Origin of the sequence: Microbacterium halotolerans, from assembly GCF_003569805.1 — a bacterium.
GTDB classification, from domain to species: Bacteria; Actinomycetota; Actinomycetes; order Actinomycetales; family Microbacteriaceae; genus Microbacterium; species Microbacterium halotolerans.
Map to the genome: position 1 here is coordinate 455,636 of NZ_KZ984051.1, position 21,809 is coordinate 477,444.

The window sequence follows — 21,809 nt, forward strand, 5'->3', positions numbered from 1 at the left end:
GGGTGCCGCGGGCAGAGCCCGAGGCGACTTGTGTGGGAAGTCTCCCGATTGCCGAAGCTGCAGGCCACGCCTCTTCCATGAGGCGGGAGGGACCGGGCGCGGTCAGACGGGCTGTTCGAGCCCGAGCCACCGGTAGGCGTTCTCGGCCGCGATCAGACGCCACTGCTCGTCGTCGAGGCCGGTGGAGCGCAGAGTGCGGGTGATGGGGTCCTCGCGCAGCATCGCGGGGAAATCGCTGCCGACCAACAGCCGGTCGGCGCCGAGCAGATCGACCAGATACCGGATGGCGCGCCGGTCGAAGACCATCGAGTCGTAGTAGAAGCGTCTGGCGTACTCGATCGGGCTCGGGCCGTCATCGGGCATCACGGCGCGCTCGAGGTCGCGCGGCTCCTCGTTCCACGAACCGCCCCAGAAGTAGTTCGCGCGCGGCAGCGCCATCGCGAAGCCGCCTGCAGCGTGGCTGAACGAGACGCGCAGGTTCGGGCAGGCTGCGGCCGTACCGCCCAGGATCAGCGAACCCGCCGCGTACATTCCCTCGACCCCGACGACGAAGGTGCCCATCGCACTGGCGGGCAGCCGATCGGTCGGCGACGGCATCGCGTGCACGAAGACGGCCAGGTCGAGCCGTTCCGCCTCCTGGAAGAACGGCAGGAAGCACTCGTCGCCGATCGAACGCCCCTGGATGTTCGACGCGATCTCGACTCCCGCCAGCCCCCGCTCCTTGATCGCCGTGAGCTCGCCTGCTGCGGCATCCGGGTTCTGCATCGGCACCATGCCGAGCGCGATCAGGCGGTTCGGGTCGTACTGCTGCATCGTCGCGGCGAAGTCGTTCACGTGCTGCGCCAGCGCGAGGCCGTCGACATCCGGCAGGTCGTACCGCAGCAGCGGCGGCATCGGGCTGATCACCTCGACGCTCGTGCCTGACGCCTCCTGGGCCTCGATGCGCTTCTCTGCCTCGAAGAAGACGCTCTTGGCGGGGAAGCGCATCTTGTCGAAGACGAGCAGGCGGCTGTCCGACCCGTCGATCGGCTCCATGTGAGGGAAGCACTCAGGGGCGCCTGATGGGTAGTCTCCCGGCAGGAAATGGGCGTGGGCGTCGACGATCACGGTGGCTCCTTCGGCACGGTCGCGGGTGTTCCGGATGTCGCCTCCGGATGGACGTCAGGTGCGGTCGGTGTCGGACCGCTCAGCCGTTCGGGTGCACCGAAACGTGCACAGCGGAACCGTCTCCGGCGGTGCCCGCGAGCGTGTCGATCGCGAGACCGACCTCATCGAGCCCGAAGGTGTGCGTGTGCAGCTCGGCGAACGGGAACCTTCCGGATTCGAGCAGTGCGATGGCCGCCTTGTTCGCGTCGGCGTCGACGCCGAACGCACCTTTGACACGCAGACCGCGTTGGATGATGTGGTCGGTGATGAGCGGGATCTCCCTGCCGCCCTTGAGTCCGGCGAGCACCACGAGACCGCCGAACCGGACGACATGGAGCGCGTCGCTGACCGGACCTGCCGCCATCGGTGTGACGTCGAGCGCGACGTCGGCCATCTCACCGTTCGTGATCTGCTTCACCGCGTCGACGATGTCGCGGCCGTCTGCGCCGTCGACGACGACGGTGTGGTCGGCGCCGAATTCGCGCGCGAGCTCGAGCTTGTGTCCGTCGGTCTCGAGGCCAGTGATGATGACGGTGCCGGCGCCCGCGGCCTTCGCCGCCGCGGCGGCGCAGATGCCCCGCTGGCCCGATCCGAGGATGACGACCGTGTCGCCCAGGCCGATCTCGCCGAGCTGGGCGGCCCAGCGCACACCGGCGCCGAGCGGGTTGTACATGGCGGCGACCTCCGGGGTGAGGTCGTTGGAGACGCGGTGCATCACCGATGTCGGCGAGAGGTACATCCGCTCGGCGAACCCGCCCCACAGGTGTGGGGCGACGTCGACGTCGGTCACGCCGTGACCGTACTTGCGGAACCTGCATGCCTGATACCGCCCCGTGAGGCAGTCGTTGCACGCGCGGCACGGCACGATCACCTCGAGTGCGACGCGGTCGCCGACCTGCACGCCCCACCGCTCTGCGGCGAGTTCGCCGATCTCCTCGACGATGCCCATCGGCTCGTGCCCGGGAATGAACGGCGACCGGTTCGGGTCGCCGATGTGACCGGCGAAGATCTCGACGTCGCTGCCGCAGATGCCGTTCGCCTCGACGCGCAGCAGCCCGTCGTCGGCACTGATTCTGGGTTTCTCGAACTCGCGCATCTCGATCTTCCGCGGGCCGGTCTGCACCGCGGCGCGAACCATCTCTGCCATCTCTGCGTCTCCTTGTGTCTGAATCAGCGGACCGGCACGGACGTGCCGGACCAGTCGGCGAAGTAGCGCACCACCATCGAGATGCCTGCGGTCCGAGCGCCCGCCACGGCGATCAGCATCGAATCGGGATCGGAGATCGTGGGCTGGAACTCGTCGGGGTCGCCGACGAGCGACGCCGAGCGCACCCCGCCTTCGCCGCGCGCCTTGCCGACCGCGGCGAGCTGGCCGGCCGTGCGACCGGAGCGCTCGGCGAGCCAGGTCCGGATCGCCTGCCGGTCGAAACCGCCGTCAGCCAGTCGCTCGGCGTGCTCGGGACACAGCACGAGCCCGACCTGCGCGTTGGCGAAGATCCATGGCCCCGTGCGACCGATCGAATCGGCGAAGTCGCCGAGCAGCTGCTCGGCGTCCTTCGTGTGCCGGTTGTCGACGAACTCGCTCGTGCGCAGCAGCACGGTCGTGACGGCGTCGCCCTCCACGCCGCGCTCGCCTGCGAGCGGGCCCCACGGGCTGTCCTCCTCGTTCTCACCGAAGCAGATCTGCCAGCGGCCCGGGATTCCCTGGGTCGACTGTTCGAGCTCATGGGGCTTCACACCGAAGGCGTTCCGGACGATCAGGCCGATCGCGCGCGGAATGGTCGCGTTCGCGCGGAAGCCCGGCCCGAACACACCGCCCGTCGAGTTGAGTCCGATCCGCTCCCGCACAGCGCCGTTCACGACGATCAGCGGCGCGGGTCCTGAGGTGGACTGCCAGCCCCCGCCCTTCGTGGTGCGCTCCAGCATGAGCGCCTCCCACGCGGCGAGCACGACGGGGAAGTACTCGGGGAGACACCCCGCCATGGCGGCGTTGACGGCCGCTGTGCGCACCGTGACCTCCCGATCGACCTGCGGCATGTGGCCGATGACCTCATCCGGCTGCCGTGCGGTCTGCGCCAGGAAGCGCTCGAGCAGCGGCTCGCTCACCGGCACCAGGGGCAGTCCGTCCGACCAGCCCTGTTCGTAGGCGTACTCGATCGCCTCCTGCGCGACATCCGGGTCCGGCGCGGTCACCGACTCTCCTCCGTGAGCGTGCGCACGATCTCCGGCAGCAGAGCCCTCGCCCTCTCGAGCACCTCGTCCTCGGCGAGCACTGCGACTGGGTGCTCGGTGGTGATCCACTCGTAGTCGGGGTTGCCTTGCACGCCCGCCATGGTTCGACCCGTGGTCGTGAACGCGTCGGTGAGCACGACGGCGGCAGGCAGCCCCGCCTTCTCGAAGTTGATGCCGTCGGCCACCGCCGCCGCGCTGCACGAGCCGCAGTCGCCGATCCCCGTCACCACGACGTCGGCGACGCCCCGGTAGCGCCCGACGATCTCGTCGTCGACGGGCACGGAGAAGCTCTTCTTCGTCTCGACGATGGTGACCTGCTCGGCACCGGCCTCCTCGACGAGGAGGCGCCCCACCTCCTGCAGGAACAGCATGGCGTTGTGCTTGGTGTTGTCGAGCAGCCCGATGCGGGCGCCGACGAGCGGGCGCCGATGCGCGAGGCCGCCCTCGGTCTTCTGCTTGACCTGCCCTGTGGGGTCGAGAATCGGGTTCACCATCGTGCGTTCACTCCTCGATCACGCGTCATGCAGGATGACGCTGCGGATGTTCTTGCCCGCATGCAGGTCGTCGTAGGCCCTGTTGACCTCGTCGAGCGAGTAGCGGTTCGTGATGAGCTCCTTGATCTTGATGTCGCCTGAGCGGTACAGACCGAGCAGCTTCGGGATGTCGTACAGCGGGTTGCAGTCGCCGAACAGGGCGCCGCGGATCTGCCGCTGATAGCTGATCAGGAAGCCGCCGGGCAGCGTCACGGCCTTCTCCTCCGCGTGGCCGACCGCGGTGATCGTGGTCTTGCCGCCCTTGCCCGTCATCAGGACGGCAGCCGTGACGATCTCCTCCGTGACGGCATCCGGTGTCAGGATGCAGTGGTCGGCCAGCTGGCCCCAGGTCACGGCGTTGACGTACTCGTGCGCCTCCTCGGCGGTCGCGAAGGTCTCGGTCGCGCCGAGGCCGAGCGCGCTGTCGCGCTTGAACTGCACGGGATCGACGACCACGACATTCTTCGCACCGGCGTACCGCGCGCCCTGCACGGCGTTGCTGCCGACGCCGCCCGCACCGAAGACGACGACCGTATCGCCCGGCTTCACGCCCGCCGCGTACACGGCGGAGCCCCATCCGGTCGGCACGCCGCAGCCGACGAGGCACGCGATCTCGAACGGGATGTCGTCGTCGAGCGGCACGACGGCCCATTCGGAGACGACCGCATACTCCGAGAATGTGCCGAGCGAGCAGAACCCGCCGTAGTCCTCGCCGTCCTTGTGGAAGCGGAACGTGCCGTCGAGGAACATGCCCGTTCCGGCGTTGAGGCCCTTGACGCACATGTTCTGGTGCCCGAGCGAGCACGGTCGGCAGGCGCCGCACGCCGGGATGTACGAGCAGACGACGCGGTCGCCCGGCTTCACGCGGGTGACGTTCTCACCGACCGACTCGACGATGCCCGCGCCCTCGTGCCCGCCGACCACGGGCATCCGGACCTTGGCGTCGCCGCGGGTGATGTGGTCGTCGGAATGGCACAGACCGGATGCGGCGAACTTGATTCGGACCTCGTGCTCCTTCGGGTCGTCGAGCTGGAGCTGCGTGAGCTCCCAGCCGGTGTGGGCCTGATGCGCGACCGCAGCGGTGGTGGTGATGGTTGCCATATCGGTTCTCCTCAGAAGCGGGGCAGCGGGGCTTCCCGCATCGAGACGGTCTTGACCTGGGTCCACTCGAGGACCGAGTCGGCGCCCATGGTGCGGCCGAAGCCGCTGTTCTTGTAGCCGCCGAACGGCCCGCCGATGACGCCGGCGCCGAGGGCGTTGTTCACGCCGACCTGGCCCGCCTGCAGCGCTCTGGTCATCCGGACCGCCGTTCCGACGTCGCGCGTCCAGACAGAGGCGACCAGGCCGTAGTCGACCCCGTTGGCGACTTCGATCGCCTCGGCTTCGCCGTCGACCGGGATGACCGAGAGCACTGGACCGAAGATCTCCTCCTGTGCGATGCGCATATCGGGGGTCACATCGTCGAACAGCGTCGGCTCGACGAACCAGCCTCCGTCGAAGTCGGCGCCGGACGGGCGCCCGCCGCCGGTGACGAGCGTCGCGCCCTGCTCCTTGCCGATGTCGATGTAGCCGCAGACGCGCTCGTGCTGCTTGCCGTTGATGAGCGGCCCCATCTGCACCTTCTGATGCCACGGCCCGACCGAGACCTTCGCCATCGCGGTCGCGAGCTTGTCCACGACCTCGGAATGGATGCTGCGATCGACGACGACGCGGGTGCCAGCGGCGCAGATCTGTCCGGTGTTGAGCGTGACGCCCGTGGCGATCGCGGCGGTGGCGACGTCGAGGTCGGCATCGGGGAAGACCACCTGGGGTGACTTGCCGCCGAGCTCGAGGTGGAGTGGGGTGAGGTTGCGCGAGCAGGCCTCCATGATGGAGCGGCCGGTCTGCGGCGAACCCGTGAAGCCCATCCGGCGGATGCGGGGATGTGCCGGGATCGCGGCGCCCGCCTCAGCACCGTAGCCCGTGACGACGTTGATCACGCCGGCCGGAATGCCCGCCTCGATCGACAGCTTCGCCAGCGCGAGCGGTGTGAGAGGGGCGTCCTCCGCCGGCTTCATCACGATGGTGTTGCCAGCGGCGATCGCGGCGCCCACCTCACTGGCGAACATCGGGCCCGGCGCGTTCCACGGGATGACGCCGCCGACGACGCCGAACGGCTCGCGCAGCGTATAGCCGACGACATCGGGCGAGTAGGTCGGAAGCGAGACGCCCTGGACCTTGTCGGCCTGGCCCGCGATGAAGCGCAGCTGGCCGGCCATCGGCGGCGGCCCCCAGCTGGGGCGGCCGACCTCCTGGGATTCGAGGCTGTCGAGAGCCGCGCTGTGCTGCTCGATCAGGTCGGCCCAGCGGAACAGCAGCCGACCTCGGGCGGTGGCGTTCATGTCGCGCCAGGCGGGGAACGCGCGCTCGCCCGCCTGCACCGCCTGCTCGACGTCCTCCGCGTCGCTGCGCGGGATGCGTGCGATCACCTCGCCGTTCGCGGGGTTGGTGACGTCGATGGCGCGGCCGGTGTGCGACGGCAGCCACTCGCCGCCGATGAGCTGCGCGCCGTCGACGACGAGCGTGGAGGGGGCGACGGTCTCCGTGTCGATGATGGTCATGGGGTTCCTCTCTCACGCCTCGGCGATCTTGACGACGCCGCGGATGTTCTTGCCGTCGAGCATGTCCTGGTACCCCTCGTTCACGGTCTCGAGGGTGTAGGTGTTCGTGACCAGCTCGTCGAGCTTGAGCTTTCCCGACTGGTAGAGGCTGATCAGACGGGGCACGTCGAACAGGGGGTTGCAGCCGCCGAATATCGCGCCCTGGATGCGGCGCTGGAAGCCGATCAGTGCGCCGGGGTTCTCGCTGATCTTCCCCGGGCCGACCGCGGTGATCGTGACCTGGCCGGTCTTTCCGACCGCTTGGATCGCGCTGGCGATCACCTCGTCGTGCAGCTGGCTGACCGTGATGATGGCGTGGTCGGCGAGGTTGCCCCAGGTGATGCCGACGATGAACTCCTGAGCCTCCTCGGCGGTGGCGAAGGTGTGAGTGGCGCCGAAGACCATCGCCATCTCGCGCTTGAACTCGACGGGGTCGACGACGATCACGCGTTCGGCTCCGGCGAGCGCGGCGCCCTGCACGGCATTGCTGCCGACGCCGCCGGCGCCGTAGATGACGACCGTCTGGCCGGCGCGAACGCCCGCCGCGTGCACGGCCGTCCCCCACCCGGTCGGCACTGCGCACCCGGTCAGGCACGCGACTTCGAAGGGGATCTCATCCGGAATCGGAATCACGGAGTGCTCGGAGACGACCGTGTACTCGGAGAAGGTGCCGAGCACGCAGAGCCCCCCGTAGTCGACGCCGTCCTTGTGGAAGCGGAAGGTGCCGTCGGGGAACTGGCCCGTGCCGGCGTTCTTGCCCTCGTCGCAGAGGTTCTGCCTGCCGGTGGAGCAGTAGCGGCACTTGCCGCATGCGGGGATGAACGAGAACACCACGTGATCGCCGACCTTGGTACGCGTCACGCCCGCGCCGACCGACTCGACGATTCCCGCGCCCTCATGGCCGCCGACGACGGGCATCCGCATCGGGGCGTCGCCCTTCTGGATGTGGTCGTCCGAGTGGCACATGCCTGCCGCGATCATCTTCACGCGGACCTCGTAGGGCCCGGGCGGGTCGAGCTCGAGCTCCGTGAGCTGCCACGGCTGGCCGCCCTCGTAGCAGACGACCGCGCGGGTCGTCATCGATTTCGGCTCTGCGGCGACCGTCGCCGGCGCCTCTGCAGTGATGCTCATCGAACCTCTCCTCGGCCTGGGGAGCTTCGGACGTCGTCGTCCGGGCCGCTCCATCGCGTGTTGGTTCCACGGTGGAGCCCTCGCGTTCCGTCCGGCGCGTCCCTTCTGCCGGACGGAAGAGAAGTGGGATGACGGTCGCAGACGCGGTCGGATGCCCTCATGAAGGATGTGCAGAACAAAGTGGTCGTCGTCACCGGCGGCTCGAGCGGCATCGGCCGCGGAATCGCCCTCGCGTTCGCGCGCGCAGGGGCACTCGTCACCGTCACAGGGCGGAAGGAGGAGCATCTCGCCGAGACGGAGCGGGAGTTCGCGGCAGAGCGGCTGCCCGTCGAGCTCGCGAGCGTCGACGTGACCGACAGGGACGCGATGCAGCGCCTCGCCGACGAGATCGACGAGCGCCGCGGCGGGGCCGACATCCTGATCAACAACGCGGGCCTCGGTCTGACCGGCCCCGTCGCAACGGCGACGGCCGCCGACTGGGACTGGATCGTCGACGTGAACGTGCGGGGCGTCGGCAACGGCATCCTCGCGTTCCTGCCGCAGATGCGCGCACACGGGCGGGGCGGCCACATCGTGAACACGGCGTCGATGGGCGGGCTGATGCCGATCGTGGCCGGGCTCTACTCGATGTCGAAGGCCGCGATCATCGCGCTCAGCGAATCGATGAGCATCGAGCTGGCAGGCGACGGCATCGGCGTCTCCGCGTACTGCCCTGGACCCGTGCACAGCAACATCGGCGCGGGCGCGGCACGCAGGCCGTCCCGCTACGGCGAGTCCGGCTACCCGACGCCCGATCTCTCGCGGCCCGGCTTCGATCGCGAGCAGCCGTACATGTCTGCACGCGAGGCGGGCGAGCGGGTGCTGCAGGGCGTGCTGCGCGGCGACATGTTCCTGCTCACGCATCCGGAGTTCAAGGCGGGGGTGATCGACCGCCACCGCGCGATCGAGAACGCCTTCCCCGACGAGCCGATCAGCGAGGACCGCGCCAGGGCCATCCCCTTCCTCACCGACAGCACGGCCTACCGCGCCGAGAGCGAACGCCCGTCACCGCAGTACGGGGTGGATGTGCGCGGAGGCGCCTGAACGCCCGGCGCAGGTCGCGGCGAGCGCCGCCCCGAACCGCGGCATAATCACCGAACCGCGGCACGATCAGCCGGATCGTGCCTCATCTCGACGATTCTGCCGCGGCTCAGAGCCCGAGTCACCCGCCCTACCGGTCGCCTACTTCTTCGCGGGCGCAGAACCCGCCGCGCCGGTGCCCGCCTTCATCGCGAAGCCGCCGCCGTCGACGGCGAGCACCTGACCGGAGACCCAGCGGGCGCGGTCGCTGAGCAGGAAGAACGCCGCGGAGGCGATGTCCCACACGTTGCCCTCGGTCTGCAGCGCGACGTTCTGCCTGCGCAGTTCGCGCTGCTCCTCACTCATGCCGCGGGCGGCGAAAGCTCCCCAGATCATGCCGACGCGCACGCCGTTGACCCGGATGCCCTCCGGCGCGAACGTGGAGGCGGCGCTCACGGTGAGCTTCTCGAGCGCGGTCTTCGCGATCGTGTACGGCATCGTCGGGCCGCGGCCCTCCGTGGCTCCGGACGAGACGGTCACGATCGATCCGCCGGTACGCAGATGGGGCCTGGCGAACTTGATCAGACGCCATGCCGAGAGGAAGTTCAGCTGCAGCACTCGGTCGAACTCGTCGTCGTCGATGTCGAACGCGGGGACTGCGCCGCCTCCGCCGATCGAGTCGGCGACGATGTCGAGCCCTCCGAACCGGTCTACGACTCTGCCGACCGTCTCAGAGACGGAGGCGGAGTCGGTGACGTCGGCGGGGAACCACTCGGCCTCGCCGCCCGCTTCGCGGATCGCATCGACGGCTCGCCGCCCTGCCTCGCCGTCGAGGTCGACGACGGCCACGCGAGCCCCGGCTGCGGCGCAGAGCCATGCGATGGAGAAGCCGACGCCGCCGAGCGGCCCGCTCAGTCCGCCGCCGGCTACGAGGGCGACCTTTCCGTCCATCCGGATGCCGTCGGTCGTCGCCAACTCATCCGCCGTCGTCTGCGCCGCCCAGTTGTCGGTCGCCATGCCGTCACCTCTCTCATCTCAGTCGCCGTTCCCGATAGTGCCGCGCCGCGGCATCCTGCCCCGCGGCGCACGTGCAAATATCCGCCGCAGCGGTTCGCACGTGCCACGTTCTTCCGCGTGACGGAAGTCAGCGGCGTGCTCGTGCCGCGCGGTTCTGCGGATCGCGGCGCGGGTTCGGCGAACGAGCATTGCGGCTTCGCCGTGGGATCGCTAGCGTGTGCGTCACGCCGCTTCTGGCACCCAGTGCCGTAATGTTGAATCAGGAGCACGCCGCCGTGCTCCCCATGCTGAGGAGGCTGGTCGATGAAGACCATGACCCTGGACGCCCCGAAGGTCTCCGACCCGACGATGTCGATGGGCATGAGGCCGTCCGAATCCCGTGCACGATCGCGGCACGTGGAGCGACCGACCGCGGCCCAGCGCGTGCTGTCGGTGCTCGATGTGTTCGATCAGGAGCATCTCGTGCTCACCCTCAGCGAGATCTCTCGCCGAGCGGGGCTGAGCCTGTCGACGACGCATCGGCTGGTGGGAGAGCTCAAGGAATGGGGGGCTCTCGACCGGCGCGACGACGGCAAGTACACCATCGGGCTGCGCGTGCTGGAGCTCGGCTCGCTCGAGCCGCAGGGGCTGCGCCTGCGCACGGTGGCGCTGCCGTATCTCAGCGACCTGCACTCGGCGATCGCCGCTGACGTGATGCTGTCCGTCCGCGACGGCACGGACATCGTCTACGTCGAGTCGCTGCGCTCGCGCCGCGGAGCACCCGTGCTGACCAGGTTCGGCGGGCGGTGGCCCATGCACGCCACGGCGACGGGGCAGGTGCTTCTCGCGCACGCGCCCCTCGAAGTGCAGAACAAGGTGCTCGGCAGCGATCTGCGACGGTTCACGGCGAAGACGTGCACCGACGGCGGCGACCTGCGGCGCAGGCTCGGCGACATCCGCGGCGCGGGGTACACGATCGTCGACGAGGCGATCACCACGGGCGCGGTCGCCATCGCGGTTCCCATCTTCGGGCAAGCCGACCGCGTGGTCTCGGCTATCGGCGCGACGATCCGCCGCGGCAGCTGCCCGCCGGAGTCGGTGCTGCCCGCGCTGTCGATGGCGGCCCGCGCCGTCTCTCGTCGGCTCGGAGGCGGGCGCAGCTGACGGCGACCTGACGTGTGACGCTGGGGACTCAGGCCCCGGCGTGCGCGCCGGATGGCAGAAGACCGAAGTGCTCCAGCTCCTCCTCGTCGAGCAGCCGCGAGCGGATGAGGAACCTCTTGCCCGTCGGCGCCTCCACGCTGAACCCGCCGCCGCGCCCCGCGACGACATCGATCGTCAGGTGGGTGTACTTCCAGTACTCGAACTGCGCCCGCGACATGTACACCTCGATGGGGCGTTCGATGCCCGCATCGATCTCACCCAGCAGCACGTCGCCGGTTCCGGTGGCGAACATCCCCACCGGATAGCACATCGGCGAAGAGCCGTCGCAGCATCCGCCCGACTGATGGAACATCAGCGGCCCGTGCTGTTCGGTGAGCGTGCGCAGCAGCACTGCGGCCTCGTCGGTCACGGCGACCCTGCTCAGCTGGTCGGCCATCCCGCACCTCCTTCGCTGGTTCTCTCTCATCGTCCCGCAATACGGACCGGAGCGACAGCGGGGCGACCGCGGCCGCCCCGCTGTCGTCATCCGGATCAGAAGAAGCCCATCGGCCCCTCCGCGTACGAGACCAGGAGGTTCTTGGTCTGCTGATAGTGGTCGAGCATCATCCGGTGGTTCTCGCGGCCGATGCCCGACTGCTTGTACCCGCCGAACGCTGCATGCGCCGGGTACTGGTGATAGGTGTTCGTCCACACCCGGCCGGCCTCGATCGCCCGGCCCGCGCGGTAGCAGGTGTCGGCGCTTCGGCTCCACACACCGGCGCCGAGACCGTAGAGCGTGTCGTTGGCCGTCGCGATCGCATCGTCGTAGTCGTCGAACGCGGCCACCGAGAGCACCGGGCCGAAGATCTCCTCCTGGAAGATGCGCATGCTGTTCGAGCCCTCGAACACCGTCGGCGTGACGTAGTAGCCGCCGGAGAGGTCGCCGCCGAGGTCGGCTCGCTCGCCGCCGGCGAGCACCTTGGCGCCCTCCTCCCTGCCGATGTCGATGTACGACAGGATCTTCTCGAGCTGGTCGTTGGAGGCCTGTGCGCCCACCATCGTTTCCGTGTCGAGCGGGTCGCCCTGCACGATCCTGCCGACGCGGGCGAGCCCGTCGCCGAGGAAGTCGTCGTAGATCGACCGCTGGATGAGCGCGCGCGACGGGCAGGTGCAGACCTCGCCCTGATTGAGCGCGAACATCGCGAAGCCCTCCATGGCCTTCTCGTAATACGCATCTCTGGCTGATGCGACGTCCTCGAAGAAGACGTTCGGGCTCTTGCCGCCGAGCTCGAGCGTGACGGGGATGAGGTTCTGCGATGCGTACTGCATGATCAGACGACCGGTGGTGGTCTCACCGGTGAAGGCGATCTTCCGGATGCGAGGATGCGAGGCGAGCGGAGCGCCGGCCTCGATGCCGAAGCCGTTCACGATGTTCACCACGCCGGCCGGCAGCAGGTCGCCGATGATGTCGAACAGGAACAGGATCGATGCGGGTGTCTGCTCGGCAGGCTTGAGCACCACGCAGTTGCCTGCGGCGAGCGCGGGTGCCAGCTTCCACACGGCCATCAGGATCGGGAAGTTCCACGGGATGATCTGGCCCACGACGCCGAGCGGCTCGTGGAAGTGGTAGGCAACGGTGTCCTCGTCGAGCTGACTGATGCCGCCCTCCTGAGCGCGCAGCGCCCCCGCGAAGTAGCGGAAGTGGTCGATGGCAAGCGGAATGTCGGCGGCGAGCGTCTCACGCACCGGCTTGCCGTTCTCCCAGCATTCGGCGACCGCGATCTTCTCGAGGTTCTCCTCCATCCGGTCGGCGATCCGGTTCAGCAGCACGGCGCGCTCGGCGGCGCTGGTGCGTTTCCACGACGCGAACGCCTTCCACGCCGTGTCGACTGCACGGTCGATGTCCTCAGGCGTGCCTCGACCGATCTCGGTGAACGGCTTCCCTGTGACGGGGGTGATGTTCTCGAAGTACTCGCCCTTCACCGGGTCGACGAACTCGCCCCCGATGAAGTGGCCGTAGCGCGAACGGAAGCTCGCAACGGCTCCGTCCTGTCCAGGCGGGGTGTACACGGTCATGGCTGTCTCCTTCGACTGCGCGACATTCGCGGGGCGTACCCGCGTCGGACACCGCAACGCTACGGCTGCGCAGGTTGCATCGGATTGCGCCGGATTGCGCCGGATGGCCAGCGCCGCGCACTCAGGCGTCGCGGTCGAGGTTCTCGAGCCTGGCGACGAGCCCGGCGCGGCGCGGGGAGCGCGGCGGCAGCATCCGGAGAACCTGCCGCATCGCGTCGGCGTCGTCGGCACCGACGTCGGTGTCGAGGTAGGTCAGCAGCACGTCGGCTCCGGCTTCGCCGAGCAGCGTCTCGCGCAGCGAGGCGCGCACGCGCTCGCGCAGCTCCTCGACGCCGGGGGCGACCGAGTCGGGCAGCGCGTCGCCGCGGAAGGCGGCGAGCGCGACGCGGTGGGCGCCTCGGTCGAGCAGGGCGAGGATCTGCTGCGCGTCGGTCTCGACGGCGGAGATCCGGTACGGGCGCGACTCCGGCACGAGATCGGGAGCCGATGCTGCCAGCAGCCGGCGCAGCCGCACCATCTCGGGGCGCAGCGTCGCGACCGCTGCCGGGTCGCCGTAGACGAGCTCCGCCAGGCGCTCCGCGGTGAGCCCCTGACGATGCGTGGCGAGCATCAGCACGATCTCGGCATGGCGCAGCCCGAGCTCGATGCTGTGCTCTGCGCCGCCGCTCGGAACGGTCAGGAGTGCACGGTCGCGCCCGAGCACGCTCAGCGTGGCGCACAGCGTCGAGGGCACCCGCGCACCGGTTCTCCTCCCCGCGGGACCCTCGCGCAGGCGTGCGACGAGCAGCTCTCCCTCAACCGCTCGTGCGGTCGCGTCCACCAGCATCTGGGCGGGCGCACTGGCGGCCTCGTTCCCGCCGGTGACGTCGATCACGCCGAGCAGGCGCCCCGTCTCCGGGTCGCGCACCGGCGCGGCGGTGCAGGACCACGGCAGCACGTGCCGGTTGAAATGCTCGGCTCCGCGCACCTGCACCGACCGGCCCAGTGCAAGGGCCGTGCCGGGAGCTGCGGTGCCGACGCGCTCCTCCGACCAGTTCGCCCCTTCGACGAACCCCATGTCGCTCACCCGCGTACGCAGCGTCCGGTCGCCTTCGATCCACAGCAGACGGCCCGCAGCGTCGCCGACCGCCACGACCACGCCGGCGTCGTCGCTCGCGCCCGGCAGCAGCAGGGTCCGGATGAGCGACAATGTGGCCGAGAGCGGATGCCCCGCGCGGTAGGCCTCGAGCGCGTCGCCGCTCAGTTCGAGCTCCGGCAGCCCCTCGGCACGCACCCTGCGATCGACGGAGCGAGCCCACGACTCGCGCACCACGGGGCGCACGCGCTCCAGCCCCGACGCCGCATCGTCACCTGCCAGGAGCGCGCCGTACGCGCGCTCGAGCTCTTCACGTTCAATCGATCCGCTGGCGGGCACGAGCCACGACGACATGGTGTCCCTTCCTCATCGAGGGAACAGGTGGGGCACCAGTCTATGGCGGTGCCGCCCGCTCCGGGAGGAGGGGCGGGCAGGCCGTTTCCCGCCTCAGAACGTGACGACGGGTTTGAGCACCTCACCGGATTCGGAGTCGGCGAACGCGGTCGTCAGCTCGTCGAACGTGTAGGAGCGCACCAGCCGTTCGAAGGGGAACTGGCCGGCGCGGTTCAGCGCGATCAGCTCCGGAATGAATGTCTGCGGCATCGCGTCGCCCTCGACGATCCACGTGAGCCGGATGCCGCGGGCGAGGGCGGATGGCAGGTCGATCACGCCCTTTGCCTCGGCCTTGGCAGCGCCGAGTGCACCGGCATGGCCCGCGACGGCGAGCGAGTCGATCATCTGCGCGAACACGCGGTCGTTGCCCGTGGTGTCGAGCGCGGTCTGCACGCCGCCGCCGGTGATCTCGTGGATGCGGGCGACTGAGTCCTCGCGACTCGGGTTGATCACGTGCGTCGCGCCGAGCTCGGTTGCCAGCTCGAGCCGCGAGTCGACCATGTCGACGGCGATGACGGTTCCTGCGCGGTTCGCCACGGCGGCCATCAGCGCTGACAGACCCACGGCGCCCGCCCCGAAGACCACGAAGGTGCCGCCCGGTCGGGGCTGGAGAACGTTGAGCACAGCGCCCGCGCCAGTCTGCACGCCGCAGCCGAGGGGACCTGCGATCTCGAGCGGGAAGTCATCCGGGATCTTCACCACACTGCGCGAAGCCGCATTGGTCAGCGTGGCGAACGACGACTGCCCGAAGAAGTGCGAACGCACGGGGCTGCCCTCGGCGTCGGCGAAGGCCGTCGACCCGTCCGGACGGCCGCCGGCGAAGTTGTGGATGAAGAGGTCGGTGCAGTGGGCCGGATGCCCGCTCCAGCAGTTCTGGCACGCACCGCAGCTGTTCACAGTGAGCACCACGTGGTCGCCCGGGGCGACGTGCGTGACGCCCGGCCCGATCTTCTCCACGACGCCGGCACCTTCATGCCCGAGCACGAGGTTCGGCTCCGTCGGCATCCACCCGTCGCGCACGACCGCATCAGTGTGGCAGACGCCGGTGGCGACCATCCGCACCTGCACCTCATTGGCACGGGGCTCCTCGAGCACCAGATCTCGAATGACGAGGGGCTCACCGACCTTCTCGAACACCGCCGCCCGCACCGGAGTTCCGTTCACCGCATCGCTCATGCCGCTCCTCCTCAGAATGCCTCGGACCCGTCATCGGGTCTGCCCGGAGGTTAGCCCAGATGTCGGGCGACGCGGGAGTGCCCCTACCGGTGGGCGGGAGGGGCACCCTCTCAATCGATGACGGGAGGGTGCGTCGACCACGACGCGCGCTCCTCGGCCGACGGCGCCAGCGGGATTCTGCCGAGGCCATCCGGTTCGGGAATCGCGCCCAACAGCGACCGGGTGTAGGGGTGCTGCGGGTCGGCCCACACGCGCGCGGTGCCACCCGCTTCGAGGACCCGACCGCCGTACATCACCAGTGTCCGGTCGGCGATTCTGCGCACCACCGCGAGATCGTGCGAGATGAACAGCATCCCGGCTCCGGCCTCCGAGACGAGATCGCGCATGAGCGCGGCGACGGATGTCTGCGTCGAGGCGTCGAGTGCCGAGATCGGCTCGTCGGCGACCAGCAGCCTCGGCCTCGCGGCGAGCGCTCTGGCGATCGCGATGCGCTGCTTCTGCCCGCCGGAGAACTCATGCGGGAAGCGGGTGACCGCAGCGGGGTCGAGGCCGACGCGCTCGAGCCACTCCCGCGGATCCGAGCCCTCCAGACCTCGCGCACGCGCTGCGGAGGCCCCGTCCGCGATCTGACCGCCGATCCTGCGGCGGGGGTTGAGCGATGTCGACGGATCCTGGAACACCATCTGAATGCCCGTCAGCTCGGCGCGACGCCGGCGCAGCCGGAGCGGAGTCACGGGGGACCCGACGAACTCCGCGGTGCCCTGTGCGAGCTTCTCGATGCCGGCGACCGCGCGGGCGACGCTCGACTTGCCGCTGCCGCTCTCCCCGACCAGCGCGACCGTCTCGCCCTCGTGGATGTCGAATGACACCTCGTCGACGGCCGTGAGCGGCATGCGCCGACCATAGCGGACGACCAGGTCGCGCGCTTCGAGCACCGTCGAACGCGGTGATGCGGCTTCGGCGCTCACACGGCACCCCCATGGTCGGCGATGTGCGAGCCAGGCAGCGCGGCCAGCAGGCTCCGCGTGTACTCGTGCCGCGGGTTCGCGAACAGCTCTTCGCGCGATGAGCTCTCCACGATGCGGCCGCCGCGCATCACCGCGACGTCGTCGGCGATCGCACTCATCACACCGAGGTCATGCGTGACCAGCAGCACCGCGAGCTCGCGCTCGATGGCGAGATCGCGCAGCAGGCGCAGAATGCCCGCCTGCACTGTGACGTCGAGCGCCGTGGTCGGCTCGTCGGCGAGCAGCACCTCCGGGTCGCACGCCAGCGCGATGGCGATCGCGATGCGCTGGCGCTGGCCGCCGGAGAACTGGTGGGGATAGCGAGTGAGCGCGTCCTCCGCATCCGGCACACTCACACGCTCGAGCAGCTCGGCCGCATGCTCCCTGGCCTTCTTCCGGTCGAACCCGAGATGCGTGCGCACATGATCCGTGAGCTGATGGCCGACGGTGAGCTGCGGGTGCAGCGCGGACGACGGATCCTGGAACACCATAGCGACGCGATTGCCGCGCACCCGGTTGAGAGCGCGCCGCTTCATGCCGAGCAGTTCGGTGTCGCCCAGTCGGACCGATCCGCTGGCCTGCGCCTGCCGCGGCAGCAGGCCCAGCACGGCGAGCGAGGTGAGCGTCTTGCCCGACCCGGACTCTCCGGCCAGTCCCTGCACGCGCCCCGCCGACAGCTCCAGCGAGATGCCGTGCACGAGGGGTCGCCCGATCGAGATGTGCAGGTCGGCGATGCTGAGCGCACTCATGACGCGGCTCCGTTCGCCGGCTCGTCTTCTGCGGCCGCCCCCTGCGCAGGCTCCGCGCGCACGGCATCCGATGCCGGGTCGAGCACGTCGCGCAGCGCATCGCCGAGGAAGTTGAACGCCATCACGACGGTCAGGATGGCCATTCCGGGGAACACCCCGAGCCACCAGGCGTCGAAGTTCTGCATCGCGGCGGAGATCATCGAGCCCCATTCCGGCGTCGGCGGCTGCGCGCCGAGCCCGAGGAAGGACAGGCCCGACAGCAGCAGGATGGCCGCTCCGACGTCGAGCGTTGCGAGCACGATCACGGGGCCGGCGATGTTGGGCAGGATGTCGACGGTGAGCGTACGCAGGGGCGAGTATCCCAGCAGCCGGCCCGAGACGACGTAGTTCTGCGTGCGCAGACTGATCACGAGGCTCCGGACGACGCGCGCGTACTGGGGCCATGAGACGACGACAGCCGCGATCACGGCGTTGAACAGCGACGGCCCGAGCGATGCCGCCACGACCATCGCCAGGATGACCGTCGGGAACGCCATGAACAGATCCGTCAGCCGCATCAGCGCCTCGTCGACCCAGCGGCCGACGTATCCGGCGACGGCGCCGATGATCGTCCCGATCACGGTCGCTGCGACCACGAGAGCGAGGGCGAGCGGAAGCGTCACGGTCGCGCCGGACATGAGCCGCGAGAAGATGTCGCGGCCGTTGCCGTCGGTGCCGAGCACTGCCTCGCCGCCCGGCTCCTGCAGTCGGGGCAGGGATTGGGCGAGCGGGTCGTGCGGCACCCACCACTGCGCCGTGAAGCCGACGGCCACCCAGGCGAGGGCGAGCACGGTGCCGACGATGCCGAGCGGGGTGCGCCACGCGCGCGGCAGGCGCATGCGCGGTCGCCACCAGGGGCGCGCCGATTCGAGAGCGCTCGCGGCTGTCGTGCCGTTCCTGCGTGCATCCGGGCTCATGCGAGTCTCACTCTCGGGTCGAGCACGCCATAGAGCACGTCGACGACGAAGTTGATCACGAGGTAGATGACGCCGACGACGAGGCCGACCCCCATCACGCCGGGCAGGTCGAGGTTCGACGCCGAGCCGTAGGCGTAGGTGCCCAGTCCCGGCCACGCGAACACCGCCTCGACCAGCACGGTGCCGGACAGCAGCGCCCCGAAGGCGATGCCGACGACGGTCAGGATGGGCAGCGCGGCCCCGCGCAGCACGTAGTCGAGCACGACCCTGGCGCCGCTGAGACCCTTCGCGCGCGCTGTTCGCACGTAGTCGCTCGCGAGCACCTCCAGCACCGAGGTCCGGATGAACCGGGTCAGCAGCCCGATCGTGACCAGCGACAGCACCAGCACGGGCAGCGCCATGTGCGCCGCCGCATCGAAGAAGCCCACAGCGTCGCCGTTCAGGAGGTAATCGACCGTGAAGAATCCTGTGACGTTCGGCGGCGGCACGATGTCGGGCGAGACACGACCGGAACCGGGAGCGATGCCCAATCGGAGGAAGAAGACGTAGAAGCTGACCAGCGCGAGCCAGAACGTCGGAACGCTCAGTCCGATCAGCGTGATGACCCGCACGATCTGGTCGGTGACGAGACCCCGTCGATACGCGGCGAGCGTGCCGAGCACGATGCTCACCGCCAGGCTGACGATGATGGCGGCCACGGCGATCTCGATGGTCGCCGGCACGGCGGTCGCGAGGTCCTCCACGACCGGCTGCCCCGTCACGAGCGACGTACCGAGGTCGCCCTGGAACACCTTGGCCATGTAGAGGAAGTACTGCACGACGAGCGGCTGATCGAGCCCGTGCTCGCGGATGAACGCCTCGCGAGTGGCGTCGTTCTGCGATGCTCCCTCGCCGAGGGCGGCGGCGACGGGATCGCCGGGAACGAGGTTGGTCAGCAGGAACGTGACGACCGTGACGCCGATGAGAAGCAGGACGGACGTTCCGGCACGACGGAGCAGGTACCCGGCGAGGGGCGACCTCGCCGGGCGATTGCGCGTGGGGGTGTCAGATGCCATCGATGCGGAGCGCGGCCGGATGAGCCGGGCCCTCAGCTCGCCGGCTGGATCTCGGCGATGTTCAGCTCCCACACGGGGTTGTACACGGCGCCGGTGATCTCATCGGTCGTTGCGAAGTTCTTCCCCGGCACGATGAGCGGCACGAACGGCCCCTCCTCCTGCATCCGCTCGGTGAACTCGGTGAAGGCCGCGGTCCGCTCATCCGGATCAGTCGCCGTGCTCGCTTCCGTGGCGAGATCGGCGATCTCAGGCGCGGCGTCTTCGCTCCAGCCGGCACGTTCACCGACGGTGAGACCCGGACCGAAGGGCAGGAAGTTCGCCGAGTCCGCGTAGTCGGGGCCCCAGAACCACAGCCCGAAGCCTTCCTGGCCGCCGGTGTACAGATCGAGCTCCGTTGCGAACGGCTGACCCGCCAGCTCGACGTCGATGCCCGCTTCGCCCAGCTGTGCCTGGATGCGCTCGGCGAGCGGCGTGAACTCGACGCCGCCGACCGGGTAGTCGTTCGGATACTGCAGCGTCAGCGTCTGCCCCTCGTAGCCCGCGGCGTCGAGGGCGTCCTGCGCGCGGTCGAGGTCCTGCTCGACGCCCGCGTCGAGCGCGCCCTCGAAACCCGGAGGGATGACGCCTGTCGCCTGGAGCGCGCCTTCGCCGGCGAGCTCGAGCAGACCGTCGTAGTCGAGCGCATACCGCACGGCCTCGGCGATGTCGGTGTTCGCCATGTCGCCGGCGACCTCGTCGTTCTGGTTGAAGAGCAGGAAGATCGTCTGCGCGGACGCCACGGGGTTCACCGACAGACCGTCGCCGTCGCCCAGGCCGCTGACCTGGTCGCCGTTGAGATCCAGCGCCGCCATGGTGTCACCGCCCTGCAGATTGATCAGCTGGGTGGCGCTCTCGGTCACGTTGCGCACGACGACGCGGTCGTATGCGACGTTCTCGTCACCCGTGTAGTCGGGGTTCTTCGTCAGCACGACCTGCGAGGTCAGATCGAGCGTGTCGAGAACGTACGGGCCCGACCCCGCCGATTCGCCGTCGAGGAACTCCTGAGCCGAGTCGGAGCCGTCCGTCGCGCCGCCGTTCTCCTCGACGACCTCCTGGTTCAGGATGCCGAGAGCCGGGTTGGCGAGGATCGCCGGCAGCTGCAGGCTGGGCGTCTCGGTCGTGAAGCGGATCGTGCTGTCGTCGACCTTCTCGATCGTCATGCCCTCGAGCAGGAAGTGCGGCTTGGCCGCCTCCAGGCTCTGAATGCGCTGCAGCGTGAAGACGACGTCGTCTGCGGTGACCTCGGTGCCGTCGGAGAAGGTGCGCTCCTCATCCAGCGTGAAGACGAACTCGGTCGCGTCGTCGTTCTGCTCCCAGCTCGCGAGCCCGGGCTGCGGGTCCGCGACGTCGGCGCCCTCGAAGGTCACCAGCGTCTCGTAGAGGGCCTTCGCGATCATGTTGCCCGTGGGGTCGTAGCTGTGACCGGGGTCAGCCGTCTCGATCGAGAACGCGGCGTCGATGACGAGCGATCCCCCGCCCTCGCCTCCGGCATCGCCCGAGTCGTCGGCGGAGTTCCCGCCCGAGCATCCGGCAAGGGCGATGACCGCGGCGGTGCCGAGGGCGACGGCGGGAAGCCGGAGCGTGCGAGGGATCATGAGGGACTCCTGGGGACGAAGAGGCAGCAACTCCATGAGCGCTGTGGACAACAGCGATCAGAATGACACGATGTGCGACTATTTGTCCATCAAGATCGTGCGAATGAAACACAGTCGTCACATGCTCGGGAGATGATCTGCAGAATGTCCAACTCAAGCCGCAATGATTCACGTCTCGCCGGACGAAATGCCGCGCTCGACGAGATCTCCTATCAGATCCTCGATTCGCTGCGCACCAACGGCAGAATCTCCATCGCCGCTCTCGCTGAGCAGGTCGGGATCTCGCGTTCGAGCGCCTATACGCGGGTCGAGAACCTCATGCAGACCGGTGTGATCACCGGATTCTCGGCACAGATCGACGCGTCGCGCGCAGGCCTGTCGGTGTGCGCGCTCGTCTTCGTCACGGTGCTGCCGCAGTCGTGGGCGTCCTTCCGCGACAGGATCACCGAGCTGCCCGACATCGAGTACTGCGCGATCACGACCGGGGAGCACGATGCGATGCTGCTCGTGCGCGCAACCGATGTCGGCGGCATCCACACGCTGACGACGGCCGTCATCGCCACACTGCCGGAGGTGCGCACCATCGTCAGCGTGGTCGTGCTCGACGAGGTCGTCCGCAGGCCCTACGTGCTGCCGACGGATCTGCCCGAGCGCGAGGGCGCATCACAGTTGGGAATGACCCGCTGGACGCCCGCCGCGGAGGGGCGCGCGTCGATGAGGTCGGAGGGCGGATAGGAGGGGCGCAGTCGAGAAAGCGTCGGATACAGCGCGACGCTGGGAACTCTCAGACGCTCCCAGGTCACGCCGCC

At 69.3% G+C, this 21,809-nt stretch carries 20 protein-coding genes; 3 read left to right on the forward strand and 17 right to left on the reverse strand.

Going from position 1 to position 21,809, the window contains the following annotated elements:
- Positions 1-102 precede the first annotated feature (102 nt).
- The 7 genes from DZG09_RS02040 to DZG09_RS02070 all read right to left on the reverse strand — a co-directional run bounded on the left by DZG09_RS02040 (position 103) and on the right by DZG09_RS02070 (position 7,681).
- A complete protein-coding gene (locus tag DZG09_RS02040) occupies positions 103-1,107 on the reverse strand; it encodes an amidohydrolase family protein (protein WP_119696057.1) in 1,005 nt (334 codons plus the stop codon).
- Positions 1,108-1,186: 79 nt separating this feature from the next.
- Complete coding sequence (locus tag DZG09_RS02045) at positions 1,187-2,293, reverse strand: zinc-dependent alcohol dehydrogenase (protein WP_119696058.1); 1,107 nt, start codon at positions 2,291-2,293, stop codon at positions 1,187-1,189.
- Between the two features lie 23 nt (positions 2,294-2,316).
- Entirely contained in the window at positions 2,317-3,339 is a 1,023-nt protein-coding gene (locus DZG09_RS02050) for a hypothetical protein (RefSeq protein ID WP_119696059.1), read from the reverse strand.
- On the reverse strand, positions 3,336-3,872 hold the full coding sequence (locus DZG09_RS02055) for a UGSC family (seleno)protein (RefSeq protein WP_119696060.1): 537 nt from the start codon (positions 3,870-3,872) through the stop codon (positions 3,336-3,338). The genes DZG09_RS02050 and DZG09_RS02055 overlap by 4 nt, the downstream gene beginning before the upstream one ends.
- Positions 3,873-3,890: 18 nt before the next feature.
- Positions 3,891-5,012, reverse strand: coding sequence for an NDMA-dependent alcohol dehydrogenase (locus tag DZG09_RS02060; RefSeq protein WP_119696061.1), 1,122 nt, complete (start codon positions 5,010-5,012; stop codon positions 3,891-3,893).
- An 11-nt stretch (positions 5,013-5,023) separates the two neighbouring features.
- Positions 5,024-6,511 (reverse strand): aldehyde dehydrogenase family protein, encoded by a 1,488-nt coding sequence (locus DZG09_RS02065; protein WP_119696062.1) that lies wholly within the window; start codon positions 6,509-6,511, stop codon positions 5,024-5,026.
- Between the two features lie 12 nt (positions 6,512-6,523).
- On the reverse strand, positions 6,524-7,681 hold the full coding sequence (locus DZG09_RS02070) for an NDMA-dependent alcohol dehydrogenase (protein WP_240423625.1): 1,158 nt from the start codon (positions 7,679-7,681) through the stop codon (positions 6,524-6,526).
- 159 nt (positions 7,682-7,840) lie between these two features.
- On the opposite strand from DZG09_RS02070, the gene DZG09_RS02075 reads away from it, so the two are divergent.
- The gene (locus tag DZG09_RS02075; RefSeq protein WP_119696063.1) at positions 7,841-8,764 is read left to right on the forward strand and encodes an SDR family NAD(P)-dependent oxidoreductase; all 924 of its coding nucleotides are present in this window, start codon (positions 7,841-7,843) and stop codon (positions 8,762-8,764) included.
- 138 nt (positions 8,765-8,902) lie between these two features.
- Here the strand turns inward: DZG09_RS02075 and DZG09_RS02080 are convergent, their stop codons facing one another.
- Complete coding sequence (locus tag DZG09_RS02080) at positions 8,903-9,757, reverse strand: SDR family NAD(P)-dependent oxidoreductase (protein ID WP_119696064.1); 855 nt, start codon at positions 9,755-9,757, stop codon at positions 8,903-8,905.
- A gap of 303 nt (positions 9,758-10,060) precedes the next feature.
- Here DZG09_RS02080 and DZG09_RS02085 point away from each other — a divergent pair, with 303 nt between their 5' ends.
- Complete coding sequence (locus tag DZG09_RS02085; protein ID WP_205529026.1) at positions 10,061-10,900, forward strand: IclR family transcriptional regulator; 840 nt, start codon at positions 10,061-10,063, stop codon at positions 10,898-10,900.
- Positions 10,901-10,928: 28 nt separating this feature from the next.
- On the opposite strand, the gene DZG09_RS02090 is transcribed toward DZG09_RS02085, so the two are convergent.
- From DZG09_RS02090 to DZG09_RS02130, 9 genes are all read right to left on the reverse strand, one after another.
- Positions 10,929-11,336, reverse strand: a complete 408-nt coding sequence (locus tag DZG09_RS02090) for a DUF779 domain-containing protein (RefSeq protein ID WP_119696065.1) — start codon at positions 11,334-11,336, stop codon at positions 10,929-10,931.
- Positions 11,337-11,431: 95 nt separating this feature from the next.
- Positions 11,432-12,955: an acetaldehyde dehydrogenase ExaC gene (gene exaC / locus DZG09_RS02095; RefSeq protein ID WP_119696066.1), complete on the reverse strand. Its 1,524-nt coding sequence runs from the start codon at positions 12,953-12,955 to the stop codon at positions 11,432-11,434.
- A 121-nt stretch (positions 12,956-13,076) separates the two neighbouring features.
- A complete protein-coding gene (locus DZG09_RS02100; protein ID WP_119696067.1) occupies positions 13,077-14,384 on the reverse strand; it encodes a GAF domain-containing protein in 1,308 nt (435 codons plus the stop codon).
- Positions 14,385-14,477: 93 nt separating this feature from the next.
- Positions 14,478-15,599, reverse strand: a complete 1,122-nt coding sequence (locus DZG09_RS02105) for an NAD(P)-dependent alcohol dehydrogenase (RefSeq protein ID WP_119696068.1) — start codon at positions 15,597-15,599, stop codon at positions 14,478-14,480.
- A gap of 110 nt (positions 15,600-15,709) precedes the next feature.
- Positions 15,710-16,567 (reverse strand): ABC transporter ATP-binding protein, encoded by an 858-nt coding sequence (locus DZG09_RS02110; protein ID WP_240423627.1) that lies wholly within the window; start codon positions 16,565-16,567, stop codon positions 15,710-15,712.
- Complete coding sequence (locus DZG09_RS02115; protein ID WP_119696069.1) at positions 16,564-17,355, reverse strand: ABC transporter ATP-binding protein; 792 nt, start codon at positions 17,353-17,355, stop codon at positions 16,564-16,566. Before DZG09_RS02115 ends, DZG09_RS02110 begins: the two co-directional genes overlap by 4 nt.
- Complete coding sequence (locus tag DZG09_RS02120) at positions 17,352-18,311, reverse strand: ABC transporter permease (protein ID WP_205529027.1); 960 nt, start codon at positions 18,309-18,311, stop codon at positions 17,352-17,354. The genes DZG09_RS02115 and DZG09_RS02120 overlap by 4 nt, the downstream gene beginning before the upstream one ends.
- Positions 18,308-19,366, reverse strand: a complete 1,059-nt coding sequence (locus tag DZG09_RS02125; protein WP_119696070.1) for an ABC transporter permease — start codon at positions 19,364-19,366, stop codon at positions 18,308-18,310. Before DZG09_RS02125 ends, DZG09_RS02120 begins: the two co-directional genes overlap by 4 nt.
- Positions 19,367-19,398: 32 nt before the next feature.
- Entirely contained in the window at positions 19,399-21,000 is a 1,602-nt protein-coding gene (locus DZG09_RS02130) for an ABC transporter substrate-binding protein (RefSeq protein WP_119696071.1), read from the reverse strand.
- Between the two features lie 144 nt (positions 21,001-21,144).
- Between DZG09_RS02130 and DZG09_RS02135 the strand changes: the two genes are divergently transcribed.
- Entirely contained in the window at positions 21,145-21,735 is a 591-nt protein-coding gene (locus DZG09_RS02135) for an Lrp/AsnC family transcriptional regulator (protein WP_119696072.1), read from the forward strand.
- Positions 21,736-21,809: the final 74 nt, after the last annotated feature.